The organism is Streptomyces mexicanus (assembly GCF_902506575.1).
Classification (GTDB): domain Bacteria; phylum Actinomycetota; class Actinomycetes; order Streptomycetales; family Streptomycetaceae; genus Streptomyces; species Streptomyces mexicanus.
The window spans coordinates 1-2437 of sequence record NZ_LR732627.1 but is presented as its reverse complement, the minus strand read 5'-3'; the positions used below and the strand labels follow the sequence as shown (position 1 = coordinate 2437).

Sequence of the window (2437 nt, the reverse complement as noted above, 5' to 3'; positions counted from 1 at the left end):
CGCCTGCCCTGCCGTCCCCCCACCCTGCCGTCCGCTCGCGCTGTCGTCCGGTGCCTGCGGCCCGGCTTCCGCCGCCTACCTGCCCTGCCGACGACCCGTTCCGGACCCCAGGTCACCGCGTGCTGCACACCGATCGCGGTGCCGCCCTGCTGCTCGCGCCCTGGGCGCGCTGGGCGTTCTGCACGCGTTGCACGTCCTGCAGCAGGGCCGGGACGTCGGGGTCCTGGCCGGCGGCGACCCGGGCGAGGGTCAGCAGGACGGCCTCGTAGAACGCGTCGCGCACGGCGGGGGCCATGACGTCGGAGGCGTCCAGGCAGCGCGGTCCCTGACGCAGCCGGCGGACGATCTCCTGCTCCACCGTGCCGCCTTCCGTCCGCACCTGCTGGTTCGCGGAGAAGACACCCGCCCGGCCGACCCACTTCTGCTGTCCCTCCCGCGAGGCCAGCCGGCGGATCAGGGCCCGGGCCCCGGGGCGGTTGCTGAACAGCGCCGCGAAGTCACCGGTGACCTCGTGGCCGCGGACGCGGCCGCTGCCGCCCGGCAGCAGGGGAGCGGAGTCCGTCAGGGCGGCGTCCGAGGCGTCACCGGCGTAGAAGGAACGGGCGAAGGAGCCCTGGTGCTCCAGGTCGCATCCGCCCCAGCCCTCGAACAGCAGCCCGTGGCCGCCCGGCGTGCCGCGGTGGTCGGTGAGCAGCGCGTGCCGGGCCGCGGCCTTGTCCTGCCCGAGCAGCCCGGCCCACGCCTCCCAGGCGTCGTGGATCGCGGCGCTGCGCCACCACTGCGTCGGACCGCTGCCCAGAGCCCACTTCTCGTAGGTGTCCGGGCCCTGCCGTTGCAGGACGAGGTCCTCGATCCAGTCGGTGCCGGGCCAGCCCGAGGCGCCGTCGTCCCCCATGCCGATGCACCACCTGTCCAGCGGCGCGGGCGCGTTCGCGGGCCGGTGGCCCCGGCGGTACCAGACGATGCTCTTCAGGTCCGCCTTGACCGGCACCCAGTAGACGTGCTCGGAGGAGGGCGCGGGTGACTGCCAGGGTGCGCCGTACTGCCGCGGGTCGTACAGGCCGTCCAGCGGTTCGAGGCGCTTCTGGCCGGCGTACTCGGCGAGTTCGCCGATGCCCGGCATGATCACGATGTCCGGTGGCTCGCCCGACTGCACCTTCGACAGCAGCACCTCGCGCTGCGCCGCGGTGCCCTGGTACCGGAACGGGATGCCGAAGTCCTTCAGCAGGGCCTTGAACTGCTTCTCCTGGTCCCCGGTCCACGTCCCGAGAATGGTCACCGGTTCGGTGTCGTCGCGCTGCACCCACCCCACCACCGCGCCACCGGCGGCGATCAGCAGCAGGACCACCGCGACCACCAGCACCTTGAACCGCCGCGTCACCGCCGCCTCCAGTAGTCGCTGTCCAGCCGAAGACCGAGCCCCAGCGCGGGCAGCACCACGACCAGCAGCCCGCCGACGAGCGTGCCCCGGTACACCCGGCCGGTCCAGGCGTCGGCGACCAGCTGCCGGCGGACCTGCTCCGACGTCTCCGCCACGCTCGCCTGCGCGTCCGCCAGTGCCGGGCCGGTCCGCCGGGACACCTCGGTGATCTGCTCCAGGTCCCGCAGCGCCCCGTCCAGGGCGTGCTCCACGGAGAAGGTCGTCACCAGCGGGACCACCGCGAGCAGCACGGTCAGGACGAGCGCCGCCAGCAGGTACACGTTCCAGTCGCGCCCGCACCGGTCGCGCAGCACGAACAGCGCCGAGACCAAGGTCAGCGCCAAGGCCGCCAGCGCCACCTCGGCGAACCACCACCCGACGCGCTGCCACGGCCCCGGGGCGGCCGTCGCCCTGGCGTGCCGCAACTGGTTGCGCTGCAGGTCGTCCAGGCGCGGGGCCAGCCCCACCGTCTTGCGGGTCAGCAGCGAGTCCGCCTCGTGGAGCTTCTGCTCCCGCATGAGGGGCTGGTCCCGGTACAGGGACGTGCCGAGACTGAGGGAGTTGCTGTAGGTGGCGAGCAGCCCGTTGACCGTGCCGAGGTCCTGGTCGGTGCGGTCGGCGATCCGCGACAGCCCCTGGTCGGCGGCGGACAGCTGGGACCGGTACGTCTCGCCCGAGCCCGCCACGTCGACGAGGTGCATCTCCACCAGCGTGTGGGCCTCCTGGTCGGCGCGCAGCGCCGCCAGCCGGGTCGCGGCCAGCCCCTGCACGGCCGGCGCCTCACGGGAGGCGAGCGCCTCCGCCCCGCGCTGGGTCTGCCCGCAGCACAGGAACAACGCCGTAGACGCCAGGGCCGCGCACACGAACAGCACCAGCAGGTGCGCCTCCAGCAGCCGGCGGGTCCGCCAGGGCGCGAGGCACCCGCGCCAGAACGCGGCGGGCGACCAGCGCGTGGAGGAGCCGGCGCCCGCCCTCACGCGTGTGGCCGTCCGTCCCGTCGGTGGGGCGGCCCCTCCC

General features: G+C 74.4%; 2 protein-coding genes. Both read right to left on the bottom strand.

All coding sequences use genetic code 11. From position 1 onward, the window contains the following. Positions 1-112 precede the first annotated feature (112 nt). Positions 113-1381 carry an extracellular solute-binding protein gene (locus GV126_RS33710; RefSeq protein WP_159674958.1) on the bottom strand — a complete coding sequence of 423 codons (1269 nt, stop codon included), beginning with the start codon at positions 1379-1381 and terminating at the stop codon, positions 113-115. Further along, positions 1378-2397, bottom strand: a complete 1020-nt coding sequence (locus tag GV126_RS33705; protein ID WP_159674956.1) for a hypothetical protein — start codon at positions 2395-2397, stop codon at positions 1378-1380. The genes GV126_RS33710 and GV126_RS33705 overlap by 4 nt, the downstream gene beginning before the upstream one ends. Positions 2398-2437: the final 40 nt, after the last annotated feature.